Raw genomic sequence first — 23,750 nt, 5'->3', positions numbered from 1 at the left:
TCGATCCCCGCCGTTTCGTTGTTGCCGATCAACGATGGATCAGGCGGCAGGCGGCGTGCGCTTGCCAGCGTCCTCGTCTTCTTCCGAGGCCTGCGCGTCGGCGGCCTGTGCGGCAGCGTCGGCGTGGCCATCAGCGATCGGGTCGACCGCCGCCGGCACGACCGGATCGGCGACCGGTGCAGCGGTTTCCACCGGTGCGGCTTCGACAGCCACCGGGGTTGCCGGCTGCTCGACGACCGGGGCGACTTCAACCTCGGCCTTCGGTTCGACCACCGGAGCGGCTTCAACCACCGGCGCAACGTCAGCCACCACCGGCTTCGGCTCCGCCACCGGTGCGGCTTCGATCACCGCAGTCGGTTCAGCGACCGGAGCTGCTTCGATCGCAGCGGCAGCCTCGACCACCGGCGGCTTCACCTCGCTCACCGCCGCTGCTTCGGGCGCCGGCTGTACCGGCGTCGCTGCATCGATGGCATCCAGCATGCTGGTCTGCACCGGCGACGGGGTCGGTTCGACCTTGGCGACGGCTTCCAGCGGAGCCGGGGTCTGCACCGCGGCGGCGACCGGAGCGGCTGCTTCGACCACGGCGCTGCTCACGGCAGCGACCGGGGCAACCGCGGCGGCTACCGCAACCGGTGCACGTGCCGGCTTGCCGGCATCAGCGGCGGCCGGCTCGACTTCGTCATCGAAATCGAATTCCGGCTGCGAACGCAACGGCTGCACGGCGGCAACCGGGGTGTTCACCGAAGCCTGTGCAGCCTGCTCGGCGGAATCGCCGTCGTTGTCGTCGCCCTCGGCATCATCGCCGTCGTCCAGGTCATCACCCAGCGCGTCACCGCCTGCGGCGTTCTCGGCACCACCACGACGACGACGACGACCACCGCGACGGCCGCGACGACGGCGGGTTGCGCCTTCGCCGGTCTGATCGCCTGCTGCATCGGTCGTTGCGTCTTCGACAGCCCCGGTCACAACCACGACCTCGGCATCGGTCGACGCGACGGTATCCACGGCCGCGACAGTGCCGACCACGTTTTCAGTGGCAACGGCGGGTGCCAGTGCCTTCTCTTCCTGCGCGACGGCCGTGGCGGCAACTGCAGTCGTGGTGGCCACGGCAGCAGCTGCGGTCACCACATCAGCCGGGGCTTCGGCAGCGGCACGCTGCGGCTTCTCGGCCGGCTTGTCAGCGTCCTGCGGACGCGGCTGCTTCGGCTGCTTCAGCTTCGGCTGCTGCTGGCCCTGGCCCTGTTCGTTGCGCGGCTTGTTCTGCTGCTGCGGCTGGGCATCCTTCTGCTTGCCCTGCTGCTGCGGCTGCTGCTGGCCATTGCCATTGCCATTGCCATTGGCGGGGTTGCCGCCGTTGCCGCCCTGGCGGCCATCCTTGCGCTGCTCACCGCGGTCCTTGCGGTTGCCGCCGTCCTTCTGCTGCTGCGCATTGCCATTGCCGCCGTTGCCGCGGCTGTCTTCGCGGCGGTCCTTGCGGTCCTTGTTGCGATCCTTGTTGCGGTCACGGCGGCCGCCATCCTGCGGCTGGCGCGCGGCCGGAGCCGGGGCCGGGGCAGGAGCGGGCTCGCCGCCAAAGATGCGCTTCAGCCAACCCACCACGCCACCGCTGGCGGCAGCAGCCGGGGCCGCTGCGGCCACCGGTGCCGGTGCCGGGGCAGCGACCGGCTCCACTTCCTCGCGCACCGGGGCGGGCGAGTTGTGCTTGACCTGGGTCACCATCGGCGGCGGGATGTTCAGCTGGCCCTTGGTCAGCGCGTGCACCGGCAGCTTGCGCGGGGTGCCACGCTGGTAGCTCGGCTTGCCGCTTTCCTCACCCAGTTCGTTGTCGCGCAGGCGGGTGACCGTGTAATGCGGGGTGTGCAGCTGCTCGTCGGCGACGATCACGATCGGCGCCTCGTGGCGCTTCTCGATTTCGCCCAGCGCGCCGCGCTTCTCGTTCAGCAGGTAATTGGCGATCTCCACCGGGGCCTGTACCAGCACCTGCCCGGTGTTCTCCTTCATCGCATGCTCTTCAGCGACGCGGATGATCGACAGCGACAGCGACTCGACGCTGCGCATGCGGCCATGGCCGTCGCAACGCGGGCAGACGATCTGGCTGGACTCGCCCAGGCTCGGGCGCAGGCGCTGGCGGCTCATTTCCAGCAGGCCGAAGCGCGAGATGCGGCCGACCTGCACGCGTGCACGGTCGTACTTCAGCGCGTTCGCCAGGCGGTTCTCGACCTCGCGCTGGTGCTTGTTGGAGGCCATGTCGATGAAGTCGATCACCACCAGGCCGCCGAGATCGCGCAGGCGCAGCTGGCGGGCCACTTCCTCGGCCGCTTCCAGGTTGGTCTGGAACGCGGTGTCCTCGATGTCGCTGCCCTTGGTGGCGCGCGAGGAGTTGACGTCGACGGCCGTCAGCGCTTCGGTCTGGTCGACCACGATCGAGCCGCCCGACGGCAGGCGCACGTTGCGCTCGTAGGCACCTTCGATCTGCGATTCGATCTGGAAGCGGTTGAACAGCGGGATGTCGTCCTTGTAATGCTTGAGCTTGCGCAGGGTCTGCGGCATCACCTGCTGCATGAACTCCTTGGCGTGCTCGTACATCTCCTCGGTGTCCACCAGGATCTCGCCGATGTCGGCGCGCAGATAGTCACGCAGGGCGCGGACGATCAGGCGCGATTCCTGGTAGATCAGGAACGGGGCCGGCTTGCTCAGGGCGGCTTCGGCGATGGCGCGCCAGACGTTCAGCAGGTAATCCAGGTCCCACTGCAGCTCTTCCGCATCGCGGCCGACGCCGGCGGTACGGATGATGACGCCCATTTCGTCGGGAATGTTCAGCTTGTCCAGGGCGTCCTTCAGGGCAGCCCGGTCTTCACCCTCGATGCGACGGGAAACACCGCCGGCGCTGGGCGAATTCGGCATCAGCACCATGTAGCGGCCGGCCAAGGAGATGAACGTGGTCAGGGCAGCGCCCTTGTTGCCACGTTCTTCCTTGTCGACCTGGACGACGATTTCCTGGCCTTCCCGCAGCAGCTCGCGGATGCCGGCCTTGTTGTGGTCGACACCGGCCTGGAAGTAATCGCGGGAGATTTCCTTCAGCGGCAGGAAGCCATGGCGGCCGCCACCGTATTCAACGAAGGCCGCTTCCAGCGAGGGCTCGATGCGGAAGATCCGGCCCTTGTAGATGTTGGACTTCTTCTGTTCCTTGGACGGCTGCTCGATGTCGATGTCATACAACGACTGGCCATCCACGATGGCAACACGCAGCTCTTCAGCCTGTGTGGCGTTGATCAGCATTCGCTTCATTGTTGCGTTCCTCGCAAGCGGCTACCGCGCGGAACGCCATGGAGTTTCGCCTCTGGACACGGCTCGCCGCCCATTCGCGCAAGCGCGGGGAGGGCGGCTTGGGTTTCCAGCGCTACGACACCACGGCAGGCCGCGGGAGCGCTTCAATTTTCTGGTTTTGGGTGTTGCAGGGCCGGAGGCAGCTGTCAGCCAGGCTGGAGCGCCGCACGGGACATGTTCAGCGCGACTGCGTGTCAGGCAATCGGCGATGGCCGGGAACGCCGGTGAGCCGCTAACATGGCCGCCCCGCGGGCGGTGGTCGCGCACTGTGCCGGATTCGTCGGAAGCTGGGCTTCTGGCCCTGAGTAACTTCCAACGAAATCAATCCCTTATCTCGCCCCCCGAGTGTAACAGAATAAACAGGCTGATGACTGCACAAGACCCCACCAAGCCGGCCGGCGACAAGCCTTCCGTGCGCATGATCACCGTTCCGGCCGACCGCGCCGGCCAGCGCCTGGACAATTTCCTGCTCGGCCAGCTCAAGGGTGCCCCGCGCAGCCTGGTCTACAAGCTGGTCCGCAGCGGCCAGGTGCGCGTCAATGGCGGCCGCGCCAAGGCCGAGCGCAAGCTGGAGGCCGGCGACGAAGTGCGGATACCGCCGGTTCGTCTCACCGAAGAAGGCGACAAAGCCGGGCCGCCGGAGGCGTTCATGCGTCGGCTGGAGCAGGCCATCGTCTTCGAAGACGCCCGTCTGCTGGCGCTGAACAAGCCGACCGGCGTCGCCAGTCATGGCGGCAGCGGTATCAGCTTCGGCGCCATCGAGACCCTGCGTGCCCTGCGCCCCAGGCAGACCCTGGAGCTGGTCCACCGGCTGGACCGTGACACCTCGGGCCTGCTGATCGTGGCCAAGAAGCGTTCGGCGCTGAGCGAGCTGCAGGCGCTGCTGCGCGAAGACCACGGCGCCGGCATCCGCAAGCGCTATCTGACCCTGCTTGCCGGGCGCATGCCGGACGGTGTGATGACGGTCGATGCGCCGTTGCACGTGGGCCTGCGCCAGGGTGGCGAGCGCCATGTGCAGGTCAACGCGATCGGCAAGGAGTCCATCAGTCATTTCCGGGTGCTGGAGCGCAAGGGCGGTCATTCCTACTGCGAGGTGCGCATCGAAACCGGCCGCACCCACCAGATCCGCGTGCATGCCCAGCATCTGGGGCATCCGGTGGCCGGAGACGACAAATACGGCGATCCGGCAGTCAACAAGCGGCTTCGTGAGCAGATCGGGCTGAAGCGCCTGTTCCTGCATGCCGCGTCGTTGGAGTTCGCGCTGGACGACGGCAAGAGCCCGTATGTGCTGAGCGCGCCGCTGGCGGATGAGCTGGTCGAGGCGTTGGACAGACTCCGCTGACGGCAGTTCGGCGGCGCCGGGGGCTTGGTCGGTACCGTCGTTCCCCTGCGATGAGTGGGCTTGTCACTTTCTTTGCTCGTGCAAAGAAAGTAACCAAAGAAACACGCCGCCATCCGCGAGCCGGCGCCGCGCGCCGGTACCCTGTGCTCCTCGCTCCGCCGAGGGGCGGCGCGGAACTCGCTGCGCTCAGACACCCGCGCCTCTTTGCCCTCGCCGGACCTGCGGTGCTCGGCTCGCTACAAGGCGGACACGACAGCCGCAGCGTAGACCCATGGCTGCTCGCAGCCTTTGTAGAGTCGAGCAAGCCTCGACTCACGCGCGCAGCGCGGGCTTCGCTTTTCATTCTTTCATTGCGCGGCTGGCACGCACGTAGCCTGTCCGAGGCCGGGCGAGGTGGGTTTACGGCGTCCCCCGCAAACCCACCTCGCCCGGCCCAACCGCAGAATTTCGCTCCGTCAGCCGCGAGGGGGCTCAGCCCGTTGGCCGGACACCCTTCACCACTTGAACAGCACCAGGCTGATCGCCAGCGTGCCCATGCCCGCCACCAGGCCGTACACCGTCTCGTGCCCCTTGGCGTAGCGCTTGGCCGCCGGCAGCAGCTCGTCCAGCGCCAGGAACACCATCACACCGGCAATCAGGCCGAACACCCAGCCGAACGTGGCGTGGGACAGCGAGCCGGACAGCAGTACATAGCCGATCGCGGCGCCGACCGGCTCGGCCAGGCCTGACAGCAGGCTGGCGGCGAAGGCGTAGAACTTGTTCTGCGTGGCGAAGTACACCGGCACCGCAATGGCGATGCCCTCGGGAATGTTGTGGATGGCAATGGCGAAGGCCAGCGGCATGCCCACCGATGGGCTCTCCAGCGTCGCGAAGAACGTCGCCAGCCCCTCCGGGAAGTTGTGCGCGGTGATCGCCACCGAGGTCAGCAGGGCGACCCGTTTCAGGTAGTCGCGGCTGTTCTCGCGGAAGGCCGGGTCCTGCTTGTCCAGGCTGTCATGCGGGTTGGGAATGAAGTGGTCGATCAGCACGATCACCACCACACCCAGCAGGAAGGCGAGGGTGCCGTAGGTGAAGCCGGTGCGCTCACCATAGGCCAGCGCGAACGAGGCGATGGATTTGTTGAGGATCTCCGACAGCGAGACATACACCATCGCGCCGCCGGCAAAGGCCAGGCCGAACGCAAGCAGGCGCGGGTTGGGGCGGCGCGAGAACAGCACCAGCAGGCTGCCGATGGCGGTGGCAAGGCCAGCAGCGAGGGTGACCGCCAGGGCGATCCAGATGTTTTCGGGGGGAATCTGCAGCATGTACCGACGCGTTCCTTGTCATCAAGCAATCGCCCCGGCGCGGGCCGGGGCGGCAAAGGCGAGGCGGGCGTCGGCTGGCCTCGTCAGCGGCAGGCGATCAGCCGCCGCGGCGCAGGCTTTCTTCGATGGCGAAGCACTGGTCCGGCTTGGGCTGCGGCGGGTTGAAGCTGACCGGCACCTGGATCGTGGCCGGCACCGCCTCGCCATTGCGGGTGGCGGCCTTGAACTGCCAGCCCTGCACGGCGGTCTTGGCCAGATCGTCCAGCTGCGGGTTGCCCGCGCCGGTCAGCAGGGTGACCTCGCTGGGTTTGCCGTCGGTGCCGATCACCACCTTGAAGGTGCTGGTGCCGCCCACGCCGGTACAGGCCAGTTCCAGCGGGTACTGAGGCGGCGGGGTCTTCACCGCCGCCACTTCGGTGGGGGCCGCAGCCGGCGCTGCAGGCGGCTCGGAGCTGCCGCAGCCGGCCAGGCTGGTCACGGCAAGCAGGGACAGGCTCAGCAATCGCACGTTCATTTCAGTTGCTCCGTCAGGGCCGAAGTCTTCGCTGCGCAGATGAAGTCGTTCTCGCTCAGGCCGCCCACGTCGTGGGTGGAGTAGCGGACGACGGCACGGTCGTAGTGGACGCCGAGGTCCGGGTGATGGTCCTCGCCGTGGGCGATCCAGGCCAGCGCGTTCACGAAGGCCATGGTGGCGTAGTAATCCTTGAAGCGGAACGTGCGCACCAGCGCCTGGCCGGCCTCGGCCAGCTCCCAGCCGGGGACCTGCGGCAGCAGTTCGGCCAGGCGGGCCTCGCCCAGCTTGTGGTCGCTGCCCTTGCGCGGCACGCAACGGGCCTGTGCCAGCGGAATCAGGTCGGCCATGGGTTCCTCCACCTCGTGTTGACTGAACAATGCGCCGGCCGGTGTATAAAACGAATGAGCGGCTGACGCTTACTTGGCTAGAATAGCCTGATGATCCAGATCTCCGACACTGCCCAGACCCATTTCCGCAAGCTGATCGAACGCGAGGGCGTGCCCGGCATGGGCGTACGCCTGAGTGCGGTCGATCCCGGAACCCCGCGTGCCGACGCCCGGCTGGAGTTCGCCGAGCCGACCGACCTGCTTGGTGACGAGTGGGCGGTGGACTGCGATGGCTTCACTCTCTATGTCGACGCCACCAGCGTTGGCTGGCTCGACGGCGCCGAGATCGACATCGTGCCCGGTACGGCCGGCACCCAGCAGCTGACCATCAAGGCGCCGCGGATCAAGGGCGAAGCGCCCGGCGATGCCGCCTCGCTGGTGGAGCGCGTGCATTGGGTGGTGGAAAACGAAGTCAATCCACAACTTGCCTCGCATGGCGGCAAGGTGGCCGTGCAGGAAGTCTCGGCCGACGGCGTGGTGCTGCTGCGCTTCGGTGGTGGCTGCCAGGGCTGCGGCATGGCCGACGTCACCCTCAAGCAAGGCATCGAGAAGACCCTGATGGGCCGTGTGCCGGGAGTGACCGCGGTGCGTGACGCCACCGATCACGACAGCGGCCACGCCCCGTATATTCCGCGCGGCAACGCCGCCTGATCGCCAACGCGTGCCTCTGCCCAGAGCCGAGCAACTCATCGACCTGCTGCTGGCGCGCCAGCAGCGACCGCCCATCCTCGAGAAGAACACCGGCCTGCCGTACGGCTGGGCGATCTGGCTGCGGGCGCTGACGCCGCTGCCACGTCCGTTGCACGCGCGCGAAGTGATCGCGGTGCTGCTGCCGCGGCCGCTGCCCGGGCCTCCGGGACGATTGCCGGCATTGGGACTTTGGGCGTCCCTGCGCCGCCTGTTCTGGCAGGACTGGGATCCGGCGCCGCGCGACCAGCGTTGGATGCGCTGGACCTCGGCGCTGCTCAGCGCGCTGCTGCATCTGTTGTTCTTCCTGTTGCTGCTGTGGGTGGCGGTGATCCGCACGTCTTCGCCGGACGAGCAGGGCAGCGAGGGTGAGCGCGTACAGATTGAGTTCGTCGGCCGTGCTGCACAGGAAGGCGGCGGCGACCAGGCCGGAGCCGAGGCGGCTGCTGCTGCAGCAGCCGGTGCCGTAGCCGCAGGCCAGGAAGCGGGGGGCGCAACTGCACCTCGCCCGCAACCGGCGTCGCCTGCGCCGTCTTCCGCTGCCGCTGCCACGGCACCGACTGCCAGCGTGCCGCCGCCGCCCGAGGTTGAGCCGGCGCCGGTGGCCGCACCACCGCCCTCACCGGTGCAGGCCACCGAAGTGGCGCAGGCGACCACCGATTTCGTGGTGCCGCCGATGGCGCCGCCGCGGACCGAGGTCAGCATCGTCCCGCGCGATACCGTCCCGACCGTGCGCGAGCGCAGCGTGCAGCCGGTGCAGGCTGCGCCGACGCCAACGCCAGTGCGCACGCCCGACGTGGCGGTGCAGGCGCCGCGCGTGCGTGACGTGCAGGTGCAGGAGCGAGAAATCAGCACGGTTGAAGCGCCGGTGGCGCCGCAGCCGATGCGCACCACCGACATCCAGGTGCGCGTGCCGCAGCGTGAGGTGCAGGTGCGCGAACGCGAAGTACAGGCCATGACCGATCCGCAGGTGCGCATGGCCGCCGTCGCAGGGCGCGAACCCACCGTGCGTGCGCCTGCCGGGCGCGAGGTGCAGGTGCGCGAACGGGAGGTTGCAGCCGCGCCGCTACCGGCAGCCTCGACCTCGGCCGGCAGTGCGACCACGCCTACGCCGGCACCCGCAGGCAGCGCAGCCCAGAACAGCGCCAGCGCGGCGCGTCCTGCGGCGACCAGTACTGCCCCCGCGCAGGCGGGCGCACGCCCGGCGCCGACCCCGGGCAACTGGGCGACACCTGCACGCGGTGACGACTGGGGTGCCTCCAGCCGCAATCGCGAAGGCGCCAATCAGGGCGCCGCGCAGGCCAGCGCCGGCAAGGGGGAAGGTCTGTTCAACGCTGACGGCAGCGTGCGCGTGGCCGGCCAGGACGGCGCCGGCAAGGCCGAGCGTGGCGCACCTGGTGGAGCCAACGACGGCTGGAGCAAGGAACGCATCGCCGAGTCCGGCAAATGGCTGAAGCGGCCGCCGTACGACTACACGCCCACCTCGTTCGACAAATACTGGGTGCCGCAGGAATCGCTGCTGGCCGAATGGGTGCGCAAGGGCGTCAAGGCGATGGAGATTCCGTTGCCGGGCACCAGCACGAAGATTTCCTGCGTGATCTCGATCCTGCAGGCCGGTGGCGGCTGCGGCCTCACCGATCCGAACATGCAGGACCAGCCGGCGGTGGCGCGTCCGCCGCCGGATATCCCGTTCAAGAAAGAGCTGCAGGAAGATAACGGCAGCCGGTAGGGTGCCGCATCCACGCATGGCGTGGATCTACCCGGCGCGGATGCACAGTAGATCCACGCCATGCGTGGATGATCCATGCGCGTACACGTGCATGCCGACCAAGGTCGGCCTCTACCAGGTCACGCGCTCTGCGACAGGAACACCCAGAACGGGACGTCGCGGCCCACCCAGTCACGGCTGGCTTCATCAAGGATGTCCAGCAGCGTGTCGAATTCCTTGCCTGCACCGGCGCGCAGGGCATCGACATCGGCCAGGAACAGCGCATAGCCATTGGCCGGCAACCATTGCAGGTCGCGCAGATTGTCGGCCAGCGCATCCCAGTTGCCACCGAAGCCGGCAGGGAAATCAAGCTGGGCGGCCAGCCGTGCCAGCAGGGTGCGCTTGTCGCTCACCCCATCCAGGTCGATCCGGATCACCTTCAGGTCGGCATCACGCATCGCCGCAGACAGTGCGCTGATATCCGAGGTGTCGATCGCGTAGACGCCGGCATTGTTGATGTCATGCAGGCCGAGGCCGAAATCATCGTGGCTCATGGGCGCTCTCCAGAGGCCGGGACGGTGAAGCTGCGGAACGACGCGTAGTGGTCATCGGTGTAGTACCAGGCATCGGGCGGGTTGCCACCGGTGACGATGCGACGCGCACCGCGGTTGCCTGCGCCGGGCGTGTCGACGGTGTACTCGCGGTAGTAGCCGCGCGGACGCTGTGGCAGTTGCTGTTCGCGGTTGCCGAAGGTGCTGCCGTCCTGGCGATGCGGGAACGGGCCGCCGCGCTGGATCAACGCGATGGTCTGGCGGGCTTCGGCCGGCAGGAACGTGGGCAGGCCGTCACTGTCACTGCCGCCGCTGCGCACCGTCGGTGCACTGGCGGCCGGCGTGTTCTGCAGGTCGGGCGCGAACTGCGGCGGCGGCGGCCGCTGCATGAAATGATTGACGACCAGGCCGAGCAGCAGCAGGGCGATGGCGGTGATCAACAGCCGGGGGTTGCGCATGGGGCAGGAACGGGCGAGGGTGGTGCGTCCACTGTAGCGCCTGCGCGCTGCACCCTGCATGAGGGCGCGCGCTGCGTCACCGCCGGGTAACAATTGCCGGCATGCTCACCTGCAGGACGCAATTTCCTTTACATCCCCCTTGGTAATCTTGCGGTCTGTCCCCATCATTCACCGCGCACCGCCCGACGATGCCGTCGGGTGCCCTCGCTATCAGGAGATGCATCATGGCTTACACCCTGCCCAAGCTGCCCTACGCCTACGACGCGCTGGAACCGCATATCGATGCGGCGACGATGGAAATCCATCACACCAAGCATCACCAGACCTACATCAACAACGTCAACGCTGCGCTGGAAGGCACCGAGTACGCCGACCTGCCGGTCGAAGAGCTGGTGAAGAAGCTGAAGTCGCTGCCGGAGAACCTGCAGGGCCCGGTGCGCAACAACGGTGGCGGCCACGCCAACCACTCGCTGTTCTGGACCGTGATGGCCCCGAACGCCGGCGGCAACCCGGTCGGTGATGTGGCCAAGGCGATCGACAAGGACCTGGGCGGTTTCGACAAGTTCAAGGATGCCTTCACCAAGGCCGCGCTGACCCGTTTCGGCAGTGGCTGGGCGTGGCTGAGCGTGACCCCGGACAAGAAGGTCGTGGTCGAAAGCAGCGGCAACCAGGACAGCCCGCTGATGGAAGGCAACACCCCCATCCTCGGCCTGGACGTGTGGGAACACGCGTACTACCTGAAGTATCAGAACCGCCGTCCGGAATACATCGGCGCGTTCTTCAACGTCATCGACTGGAACGAAGTCGAGCGTCGTTACCAGGAAGCGATCGCCTGATCGCAGTGCCTGCGTGAACGCAGAAAGGCCGGGGGAGACCCCGGCCTTTCTGTTTGTCTGTGACCGCACCCGCCGGGCATGGCCCGGCGCTACCGGAAACGGGGGGAGCGCCGGGCCGTGCCCGGCGAGCGCAGCGGCGCGTTCATTCGGTGGCGGCGGGTACGTCCTGCAGCCGCAGCGTCGCCATCACGCCCAGGCGCAGGCCGGGCAGGTCGCCATCGGCGGGCAGCAGGATCGCCTGTTGGCGGATGCCGCCGAAGTGCTTGACCTGGAACAGGACATCCAGCCCATGGCCACTGGCGCCGCCGCCGCTGGCCGCCGGTGCGCCAGGATTGCGCCGGGCCGGCTGGAAGCCGGGCGTGCTGCGCACCAGCTCGACGGTACTGGCGGAGAAATCTCCGGCGATCAGGCTCGGCATGCCCTCGGCCGTGGCGCCGATCCAGGTCATCAGGTCGCTGGTCTGGTGTTGCCGGGCATTGGCTTCGTCGGGTTCAGGCCGCAGGCGCGCGACGTAGACGTTGACGTCGTTGTCGCCCAGGCGCAGGCGCATCATGCCGGCGGCACTGAAGGTGCCCGGTGGATGCAGCAGGGTGACCCCGTCCTCGCTGACCGGCAGCCGGCTGAGCATCGCGTTGCCGTGCCGGACCGGCTGGCTCGGCGGGTCGGCGGTGACGAAATCGCAGCTGTAGCGCAACCGGCTGGCCAACCAGCAGGCCGGGTTGCGCCCCTGCTGCTGCAGTACCTGCTGCACCGAAATCACATCCGGCTGCAGATCGGTCAGCAGCTGCAGCACCTGTTCGCGGCGCTGCTTCCATTGGCCTTCGTCACGGCTGGGCAGTTCCAGCGCGGCGACGGTCAATTGCCGCACCTCCGCGCCGAGGCCTGCGGCCGGCGGCGCCTGCGGCCGGGCCAGCGCAGGCACGGCCAGCATCAGGGCAAGGCAGCTGGGCAGGATGCGGGCAAAGGGCAGGGGGCGCATAACGATAAGTTTACGCTTTTGCCGTGCAGGTTCCGTGACTTCCGGCAGGGCTGCATGCGCCTGCCATGCTTTGGCGTGGCTGTCATGCAGCCCTGCAGCGTGCTTCGCACGCACAGGTTCCGGTACTCTTGCGCCTTTCGTTTTGCAGGAATGCCTTACAGGATGAGCCACGACGCAGTCGCCCCCATCGCCGGCCAGGGAAAGATGCCGCGCCAGATCCCGTACATCATCGGCAATGAGGCCTGCGAGCGGTTCAGTTTCTACGGGATGCGCAACATCCTGGTGCAGTTCCTGATCACCTCGCTGCTGCTGCAGGAAATCACTGCCGAAGGCCGTGCCGGTGAAGCCAAGGACATCATGCACAGCTTCATGATCGGCGTGTATTTCTTCCCGCTGCTCGGCGGCTGGCTGGCCGACAAGTTCTTCGGCAAGTACCACACCATCCTGTGGTTCAGCCTGGTCTACTGCATGGGCCACCTGTGCCTGGCGTTGTTCGAAGGCAGCCGTGAGGGCTTCTTCCTCGGCCTGGGCCTGATCGCACTCGGCGCCGGTGGCATCAAGCCGCTGGTGGCCTCGTTCATGGGTGACCAGTTCGACCAGAGCAACAAGCACCTGGCCAAGATCGTCTTCGACGCGTTCTACTGGATCATCAACTTCGGCTCGCTGTTCGCCTCGCTGCTGATCCCGCTGGTGCTGAAGAACTGGGGCCCGCAGTGGGCCTTCGGCATTCCGGGCATTCTGATGTTCATCGCCACCTTCGTGTTCTGGCTGGGCCGCAAGCGCTACGTGCTGGTGCCGCTGCCGCCGAAGGACCCGCATTCGTTCGCCAACGTGGTGCGTACTGCGCTGACCGCGCGCGTTGCCGGCCAGGGCCGTCCGGGCCTGGTCATGGCCGTGGTCGGGCTGGTGCTGGCGGTCGCCTCGTTCGGCCTGGTCGGCTCGCTTGGCATCGTGATCTGCCTGTGCCTGGCGCTGGTGTCGATCCTGGCGGGCATCGGTGGTGGTACCTGGCTGCAGCTGGACCGCGCCCGCGGCCAGCACCCGGCCGAAGCCGTGGAGGGCGTGCGCTCGGTGCTGCGGGTGCTGGTGATCTTCGCGCTGACCACCCCGTTCTTCTCGCTGTTCGACCAGAAGGCCTCGACCTGGGTGCTGCAGGGCCAGCAGATGCAGATGCCGAGCTGGTTCACCGCCTCGCAGATGCAGGCGCTGAATCCGCTGCTGGTGATGATCCTCATCCCGTTCAACAACCTGGTGCTGTACCCGGCCCTGCGCCGCTTCGGCTTCGAGCCGACCGCGCTGCGGCGGATGACCGCCGGCATCGCCTTCAGCGGCCTGGCCTGGATCGTGGTCGGTGGCATCCAGGTGGTGATGGATGGTGGCAACGCGATGTCGATCTTCTGGCAGATGCTGCCGTACGCGCTGCTGACCTTCGGTGAAGTGCTGGTCTCGGCCACCGGCCTGGAGTTTGCCTACAGCCAGGCACCGCAGGCCATGAAGGGCGTGGTGATGAGCTTCTGGAACCTGACCACCACCATCGGCAACCTGTGGGTGCTGCTGTCCAATGCCGCCGTGCGCAATGACACGGTCACCCACAAGATCGCCAGTACGGGCCTGAGCGAGGCGGCATTCCTGATGTTCTTCTTCGCCGGTTTTGCTTTCGTCGCGGCGTTGGCCTTCGGTTGGTATGCGAAACGCTATCGTATGGTCGACAACTACCGCACCGCCTGAGCCTGACATGACCCCCGTCAATCTGCTGTTGATCGCCATCACCGCCATCCTGTCGTGGATGGCGTTCAACAACCGCAAGCTGGCTGACCGCCTGATCCTGTGGCCGCCGGCGGTGGATCGCCACCGCCAGTACGACCGCCTGATCACCTACGGCTTCATCCACGCCGACTGGTCGCACCTGATATTCAACATGATCACCCTGTTCTTCTTCGGGGGATTCATCGAGAGCGTGATGGTGCAGCTGACCGGCAGCTACCTGGTCTATCCGGCGTTCTACGTCGGTGCGCTGCTGGTCTCGATCCTGCCCAGCTACCTGAAGAACCAGAAGAACCCGAACTACCTCAGCCTCGGTGCGTCCGGGGCGGTGTCGGCGGTGCTGTTCGCCTTCATCCTGATCAAGCCGTGGTCGATCATCCTGGTGTTCTTCATCCCGGCGCCGGCGATCGTCTATGCCGCGTTCTACGTCGGCTACAGCATCTGGATGGACAAGCGCGGTGGTGATCGCATCAACCACAGCGCGCACCTGGCCGGTGCGGCGTTCGGCGTGATCTTCATGCTGGCCATGCAGCCGAGCATCTTCAGTCACTTCCTGCGCGAGCTGTCCAACCCGACCTTCCGCCTCGGCGGCGGTTGAGGGTGGTTGGGGTCGGATCCGCTGGATCCGACCCCCGGGGCTGCGGCCCCGCTCCGGGTCAGGCCCGGGTTTCCTGACCGTAGGTATCGAGCAGGCGGGAGAACACTTCCTCGCCGATGCTCTGGAACGCCTGGTCTTCGGTCTGTCCCTCCACGGCCAGTTGCAGCAGGCCCTCCAGCAGGGCGTGATCGGTATCGGAATGGGAATCGCTGGGGTGCATCGCGGGCCTCCACGGCAGATCGCTTGGTCGACTGTCGCAAGGGGCATGCCAAGCTGGCGCACCCCTGCAGAGGGGTTAGCGGCCGGCTGGACTGCAGCTTGAGGGCAACATCTGACGCAGCGGGCGCAGACTTGTCCCTGTTCAGGCTTCACGCGATCATGGCGCCCGCGTGCGCACCATCCACGCAGTCGCCGCAGGAGACAGTCCCATGGCTTCGGTCACGCCCCCCGGTCTGGCTTACGAGGTCGAACACGATCAGGTCAACCACCGGTTCACGGCCCGCGTGCGCGGGCAGGTGGCACTGTTGGATTACCAGATCAAGCGCAGGCGGATGGTCATCACCCATACCGAAGTGCCCGAGCCGATCGCTGGCCGTGGCATTGCCGGTGAGCTGACCCGGGTCGCACTGCGTTTCGCCCGGGAGCAGAAGTACAAGGTGGTGCCGGCATGTGCCTATGCCGAGGCCTTCCTGCAGCGGCACGAGGAGTATCACGATCTGCTTGTGGGCTGAATCCAGCGGGCCACGCTTCAGCCAGGGCAGGCGATGATGTATGAACATGAACAGGGGATCCCGATGAAGATTGGAAACAACCGGCCACTGCACGCCAGCGTGCTGGCCGGCGCTATGGGCGTGCTGTTGCTGGCCGGTTGCCAGCGCGAGAACGAGGCGGCACCGGCCACCGACGCCGCACCTGCGGCCGAAGCCACTGGCACCGCCGAGGCCCCCGCAGCGGAAGCGCCGTTGGATCTGCGCGATGTGATCGAGAACAACGAACGTGAAGTGGTCGGCATCAGTTACCCGGCGGGCATCGATCGTTATCCGGGCCTGGCGCGCGCGCTGCAGGCCTATGCCACCTCCGCCCGCAGCGATCTGCAGCAGGCGCTGGACGGGCTGGGCAACGACAAGCCGACCATGCCCTATGAGCTGTCGCTGAGCTTCGAGAAGCTGCTGGAGACGCCGCAGCTGGTGGTAGTCAGTGCCGACGGCAGCCGCTACACCGGTGGCGCCCACGGCGAACCGCTGGTGGCACGTTTCGTGTGGCTGCCGGCGCAGCAGCAGATGCTGAGCGCCGACAAGCTGGTGACTGACGCCAAGGGTTGGAAAGCGATCAGCGATTTTGTCGCCGACCAGCTGCGCGAGCGCGTGGCCACCCGCCTCAGCGGCGAGGACATGGACCCGTCGCAGCTGCAGGAATCGCTGCGCAATGCCTCGCGGATGATCGCTGACGGCACCGGTCCGCAGGCCGACAATTTCAGCCAGTTCCAGCCGCTGACCGACGACAAGGGTCAGATCACCGCGCTGCGCTTCGTGTTCCCGCCCTACCAGGTGGGTCCATACTCGGATGGCACCCAGACCGCCGATGTACCGGCCTCGGTGGTGTTGCCGCACGTGGCCAAGGACTACGTGGAGCTGTTCGCGCGCGGGTAACCGCAGACGAGGAGGTGTCGTGGATACAGGGTTGCAGGAGCGGGTCACCGGCCTGCTCCACGAGGCCGGGGTCCAGATCGATGGAACCCGGCCGCAGGATATCCAGGTGCATGACCCGCGCTTTTTCGCGCGGGTCATGGCGCACGGCTCACTCGGCCTGGGCGAGAGCTACATGGACGGCTGGTGGGATGCCAACGTCCTTGATGAGTTTCTGTACCACCTGATGCAGGCGCACCTGGACGAACGGGTGCACGGCTGGCGCGAGGTGGCCGACGCCTTGAAGGCACGCCTGTTCAACCTGCAGGCCGGGCAGCGCAGCTATGAAGTCGGCCGTCGCCACTATGACCTCGGCAATGATCTGTACCAGGCGATGCTTGGCCAGCGCCTGGTCTACAGCTGCGGGTATTGGCGCAACGCCAACGATCTGGATGCGGCGCAGGAAGCCAAGCTCGATCTGGTGTGCCGCAAGCTCGGGCTGCGCCCCGGGCAACGCGTGCTGGATATCGGCTGCGGTTGGGGCGAGGCGCTGAAGTTCGCTGCAGAGCGTTATGGCGTCAGTGGCGTGGGCGTCACCATTTCGCAGGAGCAGGCTGACTACGCGCGTGAGTTGTGCGCGGGCCTGCCGATCGAGATCCGGCTGCAGGACTATCGCGAACTGGACGAGCCGTTTGATGCGATCTTCTCGATCGGCATGTTCGAGCACGTCGGCGACAAGAACTACCGCAGTTTCTTCGACGTGGCGCGGCGCTGCCTGTCGCCGCGCGGGTTGCTGCTGTTGCACACCATTGGCAGCAACGTCTCGCGCCATCGCACTGATCCGTGGATCGCGCGCTACATCTTCCCCAACTCGATGCTGCCGTCGGCGGCGCAGATCAGCCGCGCATTTGAAGGGCGCTTCGTGCTGGAGGACTGGCACAACTTCGGTACCGACTATGACCTGACGCTGCAGGCGTGGCGACGCAATGTGGAAGCGGCGTGGCCGACACTGGATGCCCAGCGCTATGACGAGAGGTTCCGTCGCCTGTGGCGGTTCTACCTGGCCGGATCGATGGCGACGTTCCGCAGCCGGCATGCGCAGCTGTGGCAGCTGGTGCTGTCGCCGCAGGGCGTGCCGGGGGGATACGTGGCACCGCGGTGATCGCCGGGAACATCCACGCATGGCGTGGATCTACTGGGATCACGCAACCCTGCGGTAGATCCACGCCATGCGTGGATGACGCAAAAAAAACCGCCCGGTCTCCCGGGCGGTTTTCATTTCACGCTGTGGTGCCGGCGATCAGTTGCCGGTGCCGGTCAGGCCACGCTTTTCCAGCAGCGGTTCGATCTGCGGCTCGTGGCCGGCGAAATCGCGGAACAGCTGCATCGCATCCACGCTGCCACCCTTGGACAGCAGGGTCGCGCGGAAATGGTCGCCGTTCTTGCGGCTAAGGCCGCCGTTGTCGCGGAACCATTTCTGGGTGTTGGCGTCCAGCACTTCCGACCAGATGTAGGCGTAGTAGCCGGCCGAGTAGCCGCCCATGATGTGGCTGAAGTACGGGGTCTTGTAGCGCGGCGGAACCGGCGCGTAGTAGATGCCGTCCTTCTCCAGCGCGGCGCGCTCGAAGGCCATCACGTCCTTGGCGGCCGGCACCTGGTCCGGGCCGATCTGGTGCCAGCGCTGGTCGAGCATGGCGGCGCCCAGGTACTCGGTGGTGGCAAAGCCCTGGTTGAACTTGGCCGCGGCCAGCACCTTGTCCAGCAGTGCCTGCGGCATTACCGAACCGTTCTGGTAGTGCTTGGCGTAGTTCTTCAGGATGGCCGGGTTGTCGGCCCACATTTCGTTGACCTGCGAGGGGAACTCGACGAAGTCGCGCGGCACCGCGGTGCCCGAGAAGTACGGATACTTCACGTTCGAGAACATGCCGTGCAGGGCGTGGCCGAACTCGTGGAAGGTGGTGCTCACTTCATCCCAGGTCAGCAGGGTCGGCTGGCCGGCCGGCGGCTTCGGGATGTTCAGGTGGTTGGCCACCACTGGCTTGAAGCCGGTCAGCTTGGACTGCGAGACGTACGAGTTCATCCATGCACCACCGCGCTTGGACGCACGTGCGTACGGGTCGAAGATGAAGATCGCCAGCTGGCTGCCGTCGGCATCGAACACGTCATAGACGGTGACGTCGTCGTGGTAGACCGGCAGGTCGGTGCGCTGCTTGAAGGTCAGGCCGAATTCCTGGTTGGCGGCGAAGAACACGCCGTTTTCCAGCACGTTCTTGATCTCGAAGTACGGCTTCAGCTGCGATTCGTCGAAGTTGTACTTGGCCTGGCGCACCTTCTCGCTGTAGAACGCCCAGTCCCACGGCTCCAGCTTGAAGGTCGGCTTGCCCGCCGCCTTCTGTTCCTGGTCGATCATCGCCTGCAGGTCGGCGGCTTCGCGCTTGGCGTTGGCCACCGCGGCCGGGGCCAGCTTGCCCAGCATCGCATTGACCGCTTCGGGGGTCTTGGCGGTCTGGTTGGTCAGGTTGTAGGCGGCGAAGTTCGGGAAGCCCATCAGCTTGGCCTTGTCGGCACGCAGCTGCATGATGCGCGCGACCAGCGCGGTGTTGTCGAACTCACCGCCGCGGCTGCCGCGGGTGGTGGAGGCTTCGTAGATCTTCTGGCGCAGGGCGCGGTTGGCCAGGTTGGTCAGCGGCGGCTGGCCGGTGGTGTTGAGCAGGGTGATCACATACTTGCCGTCCAGGCCACGGGCCTTGGCGGCTTCGGCGGCGGCGGCGATCTGTTCCTTGGACAGGCCGTCCAGTTCCTTGACGTCGTTGACGGTGATCGCCGAAGCGTTCACTTCCGACTGCACGTTCTGGCTGAACTTGGTGCCCAGGTTGGCCAGCTCGGCGTTCATTTCCTTCAGCTTGGTCTTGTCGGCCTCGGACAGCTTGGCCCCAGCGCGCACGTAGTTGTCGTAGTACTTCTCGACCAGGCGTACGCCTTCAGCGTCCAGGCCCAGGGTGGTGCGGCTGTCATACAGCGCCTGGATGCGTGCAAACAGCTTGCCGTTCAGCGCGATTGCGTCGCTGTGCGCGGCGAACTTCGCCGAATAGTCGGCCTGCAGCTTCTTGCGGGTGTCGTTGGTATCGGCGCCGACCAGGCTGAAGAACACGGTGGTCGCGCGGTCCAGGGTGTCACCGCTCTTTTCCAGGGCGATGATGGTGTTGTCGAAGGTCGGCTTGGCCTTGGTGTTGGCGATCGCTTCCACTTCCTTCAGCTGCTGCGCCATGCCGGCGTCGAAGGCCGGGGCGAAGTCGCTGTCCTTGATCTTGTCGAACTGCGGGAAATGCAGCGGCAGCGGGCTGTCGGCGAAGAACGGATTGGCCTGCTGGGCGTTGGCAGCGGCCGGGGTGGCGGCGCTGGCCGAATAGGCGGGCAGGGCAAGGCCGAGGGTCATGGCCACGGCAAGGGCAAGGCGGGTGGTCAAGGTCGATACTCCGGTAAGGCAAACAAGGGCCCGAGGGTAACCCGGCCCGGCGCGCCCGCACTTGTGTCAAAAGGCATGCTGGCAACGCCGCCCTGCTGCACAGCCACTCCATGGCTGGCTGCCCCGGGTACCATGGAGAACACCGCCCCCAGGCCCGTTGCCATGACCACCGCCTACGATTTCAGCTTCCGTGACCTCGACGGCCAGCCGCAGGCGCTGGCGCAGTACCAGGGACGTCCTCTGCTGTTGGTCAACGTGGCCAGCCGCTGTGGCTTCACCCCGCAGTACACCGGGCTGGAACAGCTGTGGCAGGACTATCGTGATCGCGGCCTGGTGGTGATCGGCTTTCCCTGCAACCAGTTCGGCGCGCAGGAGCCGGGCGATGCCGCGCAGATCCGCCAGTTCTGTTCGATCGATTATCCGGTCAGCTTCCCGCTGTCGCAGAAGATCGAGGTCAACGGCGAGGGGGCCGACCCGCTGTGGGCATGGCTGTCGCACGAAAAGCGCGGATTGCTGGGCATCGCCCGCATCAAGTGGAACTTCAGCAAGTTCCTGGTTGATCGCAAGGGGCAGGTGGTGGATCGCTATGCACCGACCACCAAGCCGGAGCAGCTGCGCGGCGGCATCGAAGCGCTGCTGTAGCCGCTCTCTGTAGAGCCGAGCCCAGGCTCGGCTTGCGCGCGCAGCGTGCATGCAAGCCATGGTCGGCCGGCAGAGCAGCCGAGCGTGGGCTCGGCTCTACAACAGCCCTGCTTATTTCTCGACGAACGCGCGCTCGAACACGTAGTGGCCGGGCGTACCGATGCGCGGTGAGGTCTGGAAGCCGCGGCTGTCCAGCACGGTGCGCAGGTCGGCCAGCATCTGCGGGCTGCCGCAGATCATCGCGCGGTCGTTTTCCGGGCTCAGCTCGGGCAGGCCGAGGGTGCGCTGCATCTCGCCGCTTTCCATCAGCGAGGTCAGGCGGCCCTGGTTCGGGAACGGTTCGCGGGTCACCGCCGGGTAATACAGCAGCTTGTCGCCGACCATTTCGCCGAGGAACTCATGCTCGCGCAGTTCCTTCTCGAAATAATCGCGATAGGCCAGGTCCTTTTCGTAGCGCACGCCGTGGCACAGGATCACCTTGTCGAAGCGCTCGTAGGTCTCCGGGTCCTTGATCACCGACAGCCACGGCGCCAGGCCGGTGCCGGTGCCCAGCAGATACAGGTGCTTGCCGGGGTGCAGGTCGCTGATCAGCAGGGTGCCGGTGGGCTTCTTGCCGACCAGGACCTTGTCGCCGGGCTTGATGTGCTGCAGGCGCGAGGTCAGCGGGCCGTCCTGCACCTTGATGCTGAAGAACTCCAGCTGTTCTTCCCAGTTCGCGCTGGCGATGGAGTACGCGCGCAGCAGCGGCCGCGCATCGGTCTCCAGGCCGATCATCACGAACTGGCCGTTCTCGAAGCGGAAACCGCTGTCACGGGTGAGGGTGAAGCTGAAGTAGGCGTCGGTCCAGTGGCGGACCTCAAGCACCGTTTCGGCGCCGAAAGCGGAGGACATGGGCGTATCTATCGGAAGTCGTCGGGACAATTCTATCTCAAATGAGACAGGTTCTCATTAGGCGGAACGAGAGGCGTTCTCAGCGGTAACCTGCCGCCTGCAGTTCGAACAGCTCGGCATAGCGGCCGCCCTGTGCCATCAGCTCCTGGTGGGTGCCGCTGGCCTCGATCCGGCCATCGGCCAGTACCAGGATGCGGTCGGCCATGCGCACGGAGGAGAAGCGGTGGGAAATCAGCACTGCGGTGCGATTATCCGCCAACTCTCTGAACCGCTGGAACACCTCGAACTCGGCGCGGGCATCCAGCGCCGCGGTGGGCTCATCCAGGATCATCACCTGTGCATCGCGCATCCACGCGCGAGCGATGGCGATTTTCTGCCACTGGCCCCCGGACAGGTCCACGCCCTGCTTGAAGCGGCGGCCGATCTGCTGGTCGTAGCCGCCGGGCAGGGCAGCGATCACTTCCTCGGCCATGCCGCGGCGGGCGGCATCGGTGATCCGCGCACGGTCGTCCATCGCTTCGACCTGGCCGACGCCGATGTTCTCGCCGGCACTGAGGTTGTAGCGCACGAAGTCCTGGAAGATCACCCCGAGGTTGGCGCGCAGGTCGTCCAGGTCGTAGTCGCGCAGGTCGCGGCCATCGAGCAGGATGCGGCCTTCGTCCGGCTCGTACAGGCGTGCCAGCAGCTTGACCAGGGTGGTCTTGCCCGCACCGTTCTCACCGACCAGTGCCAGCACTTCGCCCGCGTGCAGCTGGAAATCGAGGTGACGCACGGCCCAGTGCTCGGCATCGGGATAGCGGAAGCCCACGTCTTCGAACACGAAGCCTTCGCGGATCGGCTGCGGCACGCGCACCGCGTCCTTGCGCGAGTGGATTTCCGGTTCAATCTGGAAGAACGAATACAGATCGTCCAGATACAACGCCTGGCTGGCCACCTGCGAGAAGCCGATCAGCAGGCCTTCCAGCAACTGGCGCAGGCGCAGGAAGCTGCCGGCGAGGAAGGTCAGGTCACCGATCGAAAAATCGCCGCGCACCGTGCGCCAGGCGATATAGGCATACGCGGTGTAGTAGCCCAGCGTGCCCAGCGCGGCCAGCAGCGTGCCCCAGAACGCACGCCGCCGGGCGAGCGCGCGGTTGGCCAGGAACAGTGCCGCCGACAAGCTGCGGTAGCGGTCGACCAGGAACCGGTGCAGGTTGAAGATCTTCACTTCCTTGGCCGTTTCCACACTGGCGCCGAGCTGGCGCAGGTAGTCCAGCTGGCGGCGTTCCGGCGTCCACAGGAAGTTGAGGCTGTAACCGGCGGCATTGAAGTGCGATTCGCCGATGAAGGCCGGCACCAGTGCCAGCGCCAGCAGCAGGATCAGCCACGGCGCGTAGACCAGCAGGCCGACGGCCAGGCTGGCGACGGTGATCGCATCCTGCACCTGGCCGAACAGCTGGCTCATCAGGTTCATCCGGCCCATGGTCTGGCGCCGCGCACGGTCCAGCTTGTCCTGCAGGTCCGGGTCCTCGAAGTCCTCCAGGTCCAGGGTCGCCGCATGTTCCATCAGGCGCACGCTGGTGGCGTTGGCGAACAGTTCCGAGAGCAGCGCATCGGCGTAGCTGACCAGCCGACCGAGCAGGTCCGAGGCGATCGCCAGGCCCAGTTCCAGCGCCAGCAGGCCGAGCAGCGGATTGAGCAGCCCACTGGACAGGGCCTCTCCCAGCGGTGGGAAGCCGGCATCGTGCTGGCTGAGGTGCAGCGCGGTATCGATGATCAGCTTGCCGACGTACAGCATCGCCACCGGCAGCAGCGCACGGATCAGGCGCAGGCCAAGGCTGGCGATGGTCAGGGCGCGGCTGGTCTGCCACACCTGGCGCAGGAATGGCGGCAGGTTGCGCATCGCCTTGAAGCGTTGACGCAGGCTGGGTTTCTTGGCGCCGGCAGCGCCGGCGGTGTGGGAAGCGGGCATGCCGCCATTGTGCGCGCCTGATACGTGCAGATGGGGTCAGGGCAGCCGTGTGGCCGACACCGGGGTCAGATCCCTTTGCGCGGCAAAGGGCTCTGACCCCAGCGACCCACATCGGGTCAGAGCCCTTCGCAGTGCGAAGGGATCCGACCCATCTCCATCCACGCATGGCGTGGATCTACCGTGTCGACCAAGGTCGACACCTACCGACAGCTGCAGGAACCTGACCCACCCGGCTGGCCCCCTCTTACGGCAGCGGCGGCAGCAATCCGGCCCCCAGTCGGTTCCAGGCATTGATCACCGCAATGCCCATGCTCAGGTCGCTGATGCCCTTCTCATCGAAGTGCGGCGCCAGCGCATCGAACGCCGCCTGCGACGGCGCACCATCGGTCAACCGGGTCAGCGCCTCGGCCCAGCCCAGCGCCGCGCGTTCGCGTTCGTCGAAGAAGCGGCTTTCGTGCCAGGCCGGCAACGTATCCAGCTTGCGCGGCTCGATGCCGCCCTTGCGCAGCGTGGTGGCATGCATGTCCATGCAGTAGCCGCAGCCGTTGAGCTGCGAGACGCGCAGGAACACCAGTTCCATCAGGGTCGGATCGACCGAACTGTCGTGCACCGCCTTGCTGGTGGCCAGCAGGCCCTTGAACGCTTCGGCGGCGAGGCGGGTGTAAGGAACGCGGGGAGAGGCAGGGTTGGACATCTTCAGCTCCACGGCGACCAGGATGGC

General features: G+C 66.5%; 22 protein-coding genes. 10 read left to right on the top strand and 12 right to left on the bottom strand.

Annotated elements, in window-relative coordinates; translation table 11 throughout:
- Window positions 1–39: 39 nt before the first annotated feature.
- The gene (locus AC13GI_RS05795) at window positions 40–3,288 is read right to left on the bottom strand and encodes an Rne/Rng family ribonuclease (protein WP_482995770.1); all 3,249 of its coding nucleotides are present in this window, start codon (window positions 3,286–3,288) and stop codon (window positions 40–42) included.
- A 406-nt stretch (window positions 3,289–3,694) separates the two neighbouring features.
- Here AC13GI_RS05795 and AC13GI_RS05790 point away from each other — a divergent pair, with 406 nt between their 5' ends.
- Complete coding sequence (locus AC13GI_RS05790) at window positions 3,695–4,669, top strand: RluA family pseudouridine synthase (RefSeq protein WP_482995769.1); 975 nt, start codon at window positions 3,695–3,697, stop codon at window positions 4,667–4,669.
- Window positions 4,670–5,163: 494 nt separating this feature from the next.
- Here the strand turns inward: AC13GI_RS05790 and zupT are convergent, their stop codons facing one another.
- The 3 genes from zupT to AC13GI_RS05775 form a co-directional block, all read right to left on the bottom strand.
- Window positions 5,164–5,973 carry a zinc transporter ZupT gene (gene zupT, locus AC13GI_RS05785; protein WP_099821162.1) on the bottom strand — a complete coding sequence of 270 codons (810 nt, stop codon included), beginning with the start codon at window positions 5,971–5,973 and terminating at the stop codon, window positions 5,164–5,166.
- Between the two features lie 97 nt (window positions 5,974–6,070).
- On the bottom strand, window positions 6,071–6,487 hold the full coding sequence (locus tag AC13GI_RS05780; protein WP_312787851.1) for an energy transducer TonB: 417 nt from the start codon (window positions 6,485–6,487) through the stop codon (window positions 6,071–6,073).
- A complete protein-coding gene (locus tag AC13GI_RS05775) occupies window positions 6,484–6,834 on the bottom strand; it encodes a 4a-hydroxytetrahydrobiopterin dehydratase (RefSeq protein ID WP_025876725.1) in 351 nt (116 codons plus the stop codon). Before AC13GI_RS05775 ends, AC13GI_RS05780 begins: the two co-directional genes overlap by 4 nt.
- A gap of 90 nt (window positions 6,835–6,924) precedes the next feature.
- Between AC13GI_RS05775 and AC13GI_RS05770 the strand changes: the two genes are divergently transcribed.
- A complete protein-coding gene (locus tag AC13GI_RS05770) occupies window positions 6,925–7,524 on the top strand; it encodes an NfuA family Fe-S biogenesis protein (protein WP_049466593.1) in 600 nt (199 codons plus the stop codon).
- A gap of 10 nt (window positions 7,525–7,534) precedes the next feature.
- Window positions 7,535–9,289: a hypothetical protein gene (locus tag AC13GI_RS05765; protein WP_482995768.1), complete on the top strand. Its 1,755-nt coding sequence runs from the start codon at window positions 7,535–7,537 to the stop codon at window positions 9,287–9,289.
- A gap of 119 nt (window positions 9,290–9,408) precedes the next feature.
- Here the strand turns inward: AC13GI_RS05765 and AC13GI_RS05760 are convergent, their stop codons facing one another.
- Together AC13GI_RS05760 and AC13GI_RS05755 are read right to left on the bottom strand one after the other, a co-directional pair.
- Entirely contained in the window at window positions 9,409–9,822 is a 414-nt protein-coding gene (locus tag AC13GI_RS05760) for a barstar family protein (RefSeq protein ID WP_099821159.1), read from the bottom strand.
- Window positions 9,819–10,277, bottom strand: a complete 459-nt coding sequence (locus AC13GI_RS05755; protein WP_482995767.1) for a guanyl-specific ribonuclease — start codon at window positions 10,275–10,277, stop codon at window positions 9,819–9,821. The genes AC13GI_RS05760 and AC13GI_RS05755 overlap by 4 nt, the downstream gene beginning before the upstream one ends.
- Window positions 10,278–10,501: 224 nt before the next feature.
- Here AC13GI_RS05755 and AC13GI_RS05750 point away from each other — a divergent pair, with 224 nt between their 5' ends.
- Complete coding sequence (locus AC13GI_RS05750) at window positions 10,502–11,113, top strand: superoxide dismutase (RefSeq protein ID WP_089236174.1); 612 nt, start codon at window positions 10,502–10,504, stop codon at window positions 11,111–11,113.
- A gap of 142 nt (window positions 11,114–11,255) precedes the next feature.
- On the opposite strand, the gene AC13GI_RS05745 is transcribed toward AC13GI_RS05750, so the two are convergent.
- Window positions 11,256–12,092 carry an endonuclease/exonuclease/phosphatase family protein gene (locus tag AC13GI_RS05745; RefSeq protein ID WP_482995766.1) on the bottom strand — a complete coding sequence of 279 codons (837 nt, stop codon included), beginning with the start codon at window positions 12,090–12,092 and terminating at the stop codon, window positions 11,256–11,258.
- 162 nt (window positions 12,093–12,254) lie between these two features.
- Between AC13GI_RS05745 and AC13GI_RS05740 the strand changes: the two genes are divergently transcribed.
- Together AC13GI_RS05740 and AC13GI_RS05735 are read left to right on the top strand one after the other, a co-directional pair.
- Window positions 12,255–13,820: a POT-type proton-dependent oligopeptide transporter gene (locus tag AC13GI_RS05740; protein ID WP_099821157.1), complete on the top strand. Its 1,566-nt coding sequence runs from the start codon at window positions 12,255–12,257 to the stop codon at window positions 13,818–13,820.
- Between the two features lie 7 nt (window positions 13,821–13,827).
- A complete protein-coding gene (locus tag AC13GI_RS05735) occupies window positions 13,828–14,454 on the top strand; it encodes a rhomboid family intramembrane serine protease (protein ID WP_025876742.1) in 627 nt (208 codons plus the stop codon).
- 58 nt (window positions 14,455–14,512) lie between these two features.
- Here AC13GI_RS05735 and AC13GI_RS05730 read toward each other — a convergent pair whose 3' ends face one another.
- A complete protein-coding gene (locus AC13GI_RS05730) occupies window positions 14,513–14,674 on the bottom strand; it encodes a hypothetical protein (protein WP_165780990.1) in 162 nt (53 codons plus the stop codon).
- Window positions 14,675–14,882: 208 nt separating this feature from the next.
- On the opposite strand from AC13GI_RS05730, the gene AC13GI_RS05725 reads away from it, so the two are divergent.
- From AC13GI_RS05725 to cfa, 3 genes are read left to right on the top strand one after another with little or no spacing between them, the layout of a single operon-like run.
- Window positions 14,883–15,185: a GNAT family N-acetyltransferase gene (locus AC13GI_RS05725; RefSeq protein ID WP_089236171.1), complete on the top strand. Its 303-nt coding sequence runs from the start codon at window positions 14,883–14,885 to the stop codon at window positions 15,183–15,185.
- A 36-nt stretch (window positions 15,186–15,221) separates the two neighbouring features.
- Window positions 15,222–16,103, top strand: coding sequence for a DUF3298 and DUF4163 domain-containing protein (locus AC13GI_RS05720; protein WP_099821230.1), 882 nt, complete (start codon window positions 15,222–15,224; stop codon window positions 16,101–16,103).
- 19 nt (window positions 16,104–16,122) lie between these two features.
- On the top strand, window positions 16,123–17,241 hold the full coding sequence (gene cfa, locus AC13GI_RS05715) for a cyclopropane fatty acyl phospholipid synthase (protein WP_482995765.1): 1,119 nt from the start codon (window positions 16,123–16,125) through the stop codon (window positions 17,239–17,241).
- A 138-nt stretch (window positions 17,242–17,379) separates the two neighbouring features.
- On the opposite strand, the gene AC13GI_RS05710 is transcribed toward cfa, so the two are convergent.
- Entirely contained in the window at window positions 17,380–19,545 is a 2,166-nt protein-coding gene (locus tag AC13GI_RS05710; protein ID WP_099821155.1) for a M3 family metallopeptidase, read from the bottom strand.
- A gap of 162 nt (window positions 19,546–19,707) precedes the next feature.
- On the opposite strand from AC13GI_RS05710, the gene AC13GI_RS05705 reads away from it, so the two are divergent.
- The gene (locus tag AC13GI_RS05705) at window positions 19,708–20,187 is read left to right on the top strand and encodes a glutathione peroxidase (RefSeq protein WP_099821154.1); all 480 of its coding nucleotides are present in this window, start codon (window positions 19,708–19,710) and stop codon (window positions 20,185–20,187) included.
- Window positions 20,188–20,298: 111 nt separating this feature from the next.
- Here the strand turns inward: AC13GI_RS05705 and AC13GI_RS05700 are convergent, their stop codons facing one another.
- The 3 genes from AC13GI_RS05700 to AC13GI_RS05690 all read right to left on the bottom strand — a co-directional run bounded on the left by AC13GI_RS05700 (window position 20,299) and on the right by AC13GI_RS05690 (window position 23,723).
- The gene (locus AC13GI_RS05700) at window positions 20,299–21,078 is read right to left on the bottom strand and encodes a ferredoxin--NADP reductase (RefSeq protein ID WP_049466610.1); all 780 of its coding nucleotides are present in this window, start codon (window positions 21,076–21,078) and stop codon (window positions 20,299–20,301) included.
- Between the two features lie 79 nt (window positions 21,079–21,157).
- Window positions 21,158–23,029, bottom strand: coding sequence for an ABC transporter ATP-binding protein (locus tag AC13GI_RS05695; protein WP_482995764.1), 1,872 nt, complete (start codon window positions 23,027–23,029; stop codon window positions 21,158–21,160).
- 244 nt (window positions 23,030–23,273) lie between these two features.
- Entirely contained in the window at window positions 23,274–23,723 is a 450-nt protein-coding gene (locus AC13GI_RS05690; RefSeq protein ID WP_099821229.1) for a carboxymuconolactone decarboxylase family protein, read from the bottom strand.
- Window positions 23,724–23,750 lie beyond the last annotated feature (27 nt).

Source organism: Stenotrophomonas sp. 82F1 (genome assembly GCF_056861525.1).
Note: the sequence above shows the minus strand (reverse complement) of the source record. Positions and strands in the feature narration are given on the sequence as shown.

What these genes read in the sequence shown, in the direction of transcription:
- AC13GI_RS05755 (WP_482995767.1), bottom strand. Translation starts at nt 10,277, where the DNA reads ATGCGCAACCCCCGGCTGTTGATCACCGCCATCGCCCTGCTGCTGCTC.
- AC13GI_RS05780 (WP_312787851.1), bottom strand. Translation starts at nt 6,487, where the DNA reads ATGAACGTGCGATTGCTGAGCCTGTCCCTGCTTGCCGTGACCAGCCTG.
- zupT (WP_099821162.1), bottom strand. Translation starts at nt 5,973, where the DNA reads ATGCTGCAGATTCCCCCCGAAAACATCTGGATCGCCCTGGCGGTCACC.
- AC13GI_RS05730 (WP_165780990.1), bottom strand. Translation starts at nt 14,674, where the DNA reads ATGCACCCCAGCGATTCCCATTCCGATACCGATCACGCCCTGCTGGAG.
- AC13GI_RS05775 (WP_025876725.1), bottom strand. Translation starts at nt 6,834, where the DNA reads ATGGCCGACCTGATTCCGCTGGCACAGGCCCGTTGCGTGCCGCGCAAG.
- AC13GI_RS05690 (WP_099821229.1), bottom strand. Translation starts at nt 23,723, where the DNA reads ATGTCCAACCCTGCCTCTCCCCGCGTTCCTTACACCCGCCTCGCCGCC.
- AC13GI_RS05790 (WP_482995769.1), top strand. Translation starts at nt 3,695, where the DNA reads ATGACTGCACAAGACCCCACCAAGCCGGCCGGCGACAAGCCTTCCGTG.
- AC13GI_RS05770 (WP_049466593.1), top strand. Translation starts at nt 6,925, where the DNA reads ATGATCCAGATCTCCGACACTGCCCAGACCCATTTCCGCAAGCTGATC.
- AC13GI_RS05740 (WP_099821157.1), top strand. Translation starts at nt 12,255, where the DNA reads ATGAGCCACGACGCAGTCGCCCCCATCGCCGGCCAGGGAAAGATGCCG.
- AC13GI_RS05700 (WP_049466610.1), bottom strand. Translation starts at nt 21,078, where the DNA reads ATGTCCTCCGCTTTCGGCGCCGAAACGGTGCTTGAGGTCCGCCACTGG.
- AC13GI_RS05705 (WP_099821154.1), top strand. Translation starts at nt 19,708, where the DNA reads ATGACCACCGCCTACGATTTCAGCTTCCGTGACCTCGACGGCCAGCCG.
- AC13GI_RS05735 (WP_025876742.1), top strand. Translation starts at nt 13,828, where the DNA reads ATGACCCCCGTCAATCTGCTGTTGATCGCCATCACCGCCATCCTGTCG.
- AC13GI_RS05725 (WP_089236171.1), top strand. Translation starts at nt 14,883, where the DNA reads ATGGCTTCGGTCACGCCCCCCGGTCTGGCTTACGAGGTCGAACACGAT.
- AC13GI_RS05720 (WP_099821230.1), top strand. Translation starts at nt 15,222, where the DNA reads ATGTATGAACATGAACAGGGGATCCCGATGAAGATTGGAAACAACCGG.
- AC13GI_RS05795 (WP_482995770.1), bottom strand. Translation starts at nt 3,288, where the DNA reads ATGAAGCGAATGCTGATCAACGCCACACAGGCTGAAGAGCTGCGTGTT.
- AC13GI_RS05745 (WP_482995766.1), bottom strand. Translation starts at nt 12,092, where the DNA reads ATGCGCCCCCTGCCCTTTGCCCGCATCCTGCCCAGCTGCCTTGCCCTG.
- AC13GI_RS05695 (WP_482995764.1), bottom strand. Translation starts at nt 23,029, where the DNA reads ATGCCCGCTTCCCACACCGCCGGCGCTGCCGGCGCCAAGAAACCCAGC.
- AC13GI_RS05750 (WP_089236174.1), top strand. Translation starts at nt 10,502, where the DNA reads ATGGCTTACACCCTGCCCAAGCTGCCCTACGCCTACGACGCGCTGGAA.
- AC13GI_RS05760 (WP_099821159.1), bottom strand. Translation starts at nt 9,822, where the DNA reads ATGAGCCACGATGATTTCGGCCTCGGCCTGCATGACATCAACAATGCC.